Below are 3,058 nucleotides of genomic sequence, written 5' to 3'. Positions count from 1 at the left end.
GGCCATGGAAGGACACCTCTTTCGAGGGGGGTGGGGAGGAAGGGCCACCACCATACCCGAATACATGAAGAGGTCTTCACATATTGACATACGAGCGCCGCTACGATGAGCGCATGGGACACGGAGCGAACGGCCAGACCACCCCCGCAACCCACCTGGACGCCGAGTCCGCGGCCACCATCGCCGCCACTCTCCAGGCCCTCGCCACCCCGTCCCGGCTGATGATCCTCACCACGCTCCGCCAGGGCCCCTGCGGCGTCACCGAGCTGGCCGCCGCCGTCGAGATGGAGCAGTCCGCCGTCTCCCACCAGCTCCGGCTGCTCCGCGCGCTCGGCCTGGTCACCGGCGTCCGGCAGGGACGCCGCATCGAGTACAGCCTGTACGACAACCACGTCGCCCAGCTCCTCGACGAGGCCGTCTACCACATCGAGCACCTGAGGCTCGGAGCACGCGACGGGGCCCGAACCGGCGTGGATACTGGTCAGTTGTAGTTCCACGACACGAAAGGGCGGGTATGGCCGACGACTTGGGGCGCCGCGCGACACGTCACGCGGTGGTCATCGGGGGAAGTCTCGCTGGACTGCTGGCCGCTCGGGTACTCGCCGAGCACGCCGAGAAGGTGACGGTCGTCGAGCGCGACCGCTTCCCGGAGGGGCCCGACGCACGGCCGGGCGTCCCGCAGGGCCGGCACCTCCACGTCCTCATCGCGGGCGGGCAGCAGGCCTTCGACGAACTGCTCCCCGGCTTCATGAAGGAGCTCGGGGAGCTCGGCGCGCCCAAGGTGGGCATCCCGGAGGACATGGTCCAGTGGCAGAACGGCAAGTGGTTCCGCCGCAACCCCGCGACCGCGCACTTCTACAGCGGCCCGCGCCCCCAGCTGGAGTGGCTGGTGCGGCAGCGGGTCCTCGCCGACCCGCGCGTCGACCTGGTCGAAGGCACCGAGACCGTGGGCCTGACCGGCGACTCCTCGCGGGTCAGGGGCGTACGGCTGCGTGAGCGCGGGACGGGTGCCGAGAAGGAGACGCGCGTCCTGGAGGCCGATCTGGTCGTGGACGCCTCCGGGCGGTCGACCAAGGCCGCGGACTGGCTGGCCGACATCGGCGCCGAGGCGCCGCACGAGGAGACCCTCGACACCGGCCTCGCGTACGGCACCCGGGTCTACCGCAGTCCCGAGGAGACCCCCGACACCGACGCCCTCGGCTACTACATCGTGCCGAATCCGACACAGGAGTACGGCGCCGTGGTGCTGCCCCTCGGGGACGGGCGGCACCTCGTCACCCTCTCCGGCCTCCGGGGCAACGAACCGCCCACGGAGGAGGGCGCGTTCGAGGAGTACGCCAAGCGCATGCCGCACCCGGTGATCAGCGACTGGCTCTCCCGGGCCGAGCCGCTCTCCCCGGTGTACGGCTTCCGGAAGACGGCCAACATCCGGCGCCGGTACGACCGTCCGGGCCGCCGCCCGGCGGGCTTCCTCGCCACCGGCGACGCGCTGTGCGCCTTCAACCCCATCTACGGGCAGGGCATGGCCGTCGCCGCGCTCTCCGCCCTCGCGCTGCGCCGTGCGCTGGCCGACCCGAAGCGCACGCCCACCACGAGGACCGTCCAGAAGGCGCTGCTCGCGGCCTCGCAGCAGGCCTGGGACATCTCGGCGGGCGCCGACAAGAAGATGCCCGGCGCCACCGGCGACGCGGCGCGGCCCGGGCCGATGGACAAGGTGGTCGGCTGGTACCTGGGCCGGGTGCAGGAGCGGGCCGCGGGCGACCCGGCCGTGGGGGCGCCGTTCCGCCGGGCGCTCACCCTGACCGCGCCGCTCTCGGTCCTGTTCGCCCCGGCCGTGGCACGGGCGGTGCTCTTCGGCCCGGTGGCCGAGACGCCGACCGAGCCGCCGCTGCGGCGCACGGAGGGTTAGGGCGGGTCCAGCGGTGCGAGGGGCGGCGGTGGACCTGCCGTCGCCGCCCCTCGCCTCAGCTCACGGCGCGATCTCGGACGTGGGCGGCGCGAGGCCCGCGAGACAGCCGGTGTCCGGCGCGGTCGGACCGACCGGGGCGACACCGCGTGGCCCGGCCCGCGACGGCACGATCCGGGTGGGCGCCGCGCCCACGAGCCTGCGCCACGACGGGGCGCCCGCCACCCGTGGGCTCCGCCCGGAGCAGTTCAGGCGCCCGGGGCCGCCGTCACCATGCCGGCGGCGATGGCCGCGCCGAGCGCCGCGTAGTCGTCGGCGTTCTGCCCGGCGTAGGCCAGTGCGAAGTCGGCGATGGCGCGGTCGAAGACGTCCGTGGATCCGAGGTAGGCGGCGATGGCGATGCGGTCGCCGGAGCGGGCGTGGGCGCGGGCCAGGGCCCGGCCGCAGAGCCGCGCGTAGTCCCGCAGGGTGGCCGGGGGCATGGTCTCCACCTCGGCGGAACCCTTCATGTCGCGCAGCTGCCGCCAGTAGAAGTGGCGCTGCTCGGGCCCGGTCATCCAGCCGAGGAAGATGTCGCTGGCGGCCTGGGTGAGCCGCTGGCCGGAGACGACACGGCGACCCTGGTGGGGGTAGGCGGTCGGCGGCAGGTACTGCTCCAGGACGGAGCGGCCGGCCTCCTTGATCTGGAGGAAGAGCGGGTCGCCGTCGTCCCGTCCTTCGAGGAGGAGGACGAAACAGCGCGTGCCGACGCTGCCGACTCCGACGACCTTGCGGGCCGCGTCGACGTAGTGGTAGCGGTCGAGCAGGACGCGGCGCTCCTCGGCGAGGGAGCTGCGGTAGTCGCTGAAGATCTTGCCGAGGGTGATCCGGTCGACGTCGGTGACGCGTTCGAGGAGCGGCGGGTCCTCGACGAAGCGCCGGTTTCCGGCGCCGTCCCTCTCGGTGAGCTTGGTGAGGGCCTGGAGGCTGGTGCGCCTGCGGGCACTGGCGAGCCGCTTGGTGATGCGGGCGCGGTCCTCGCGGCGCACCACGCGGAGGATGTCGTCGGCGGAGATCCGCTCGTACCAGACCTCGAGTTCGCCGAGGCCTGCGAGGCGGCGCATGGTCGTGCGGTACGACTCGACGGCGACGAGCGCGGCGCGGTGGGCCTTG

General features: G+C 73.3%; 3 protein-coding genes. 2 read left to right on the top strand and 1 reads right to left on the bottom strand.

The features are described 5' to 3' along the window. Nucleotides 1-113 precede the first annotated feature (113 nt). Nucleotides 114-491 carry a metalloregulator ArsR/SmtB family transcription factor gene (locus CCN56_RS24860; RefSeq protein WP_086830135.1) on the top strand — a complete coding sequence of 126 codons (378 nt, stop codon included), beginning with the start codon at nt 114-116 and terminating at the stop codon, nt 489-491. 23 nt (nt 492-514) lie between these two features. Further along, nucleotides 515-1,909, top strand: a complete 1,395-nt coding sequence (locus tag CCN56_RS24855) for an NAD(P)/FAD-dependent oxidoreductase (protein ID WP_086830133.1) — start codon at nt 515-517, stop codon at nt 1,907-1,909. Between the two features lie 245 nt (nt 1,910-2,154). Here the strand turns inward: CCN56_RS24855 and CCN56_RS24850 are convergent. Beyond that, the coding region (locus tag CCN56_RS24850) for a DUF2252 domain-containing protein (RefSeq protein ID WP_086830131.1) at nt 2,155-3,058 on the bottom strand (904 nt) is incomplete at its 5' end.

Origin of the sequence: Streptomyces sp. NRRL B-24572 (assembly GCF_002156145.1) — a bacterium.
Classification (GTDB): Bacteria; Actinomycetota; Actinomycetes; order Streptomycetales; family Streptomycetaceae; genus Streptomyces; species Streptomyces vietnamensis.
This window is presented reverse-complemented; position numbering and strand designations above follow the sequence as displayed.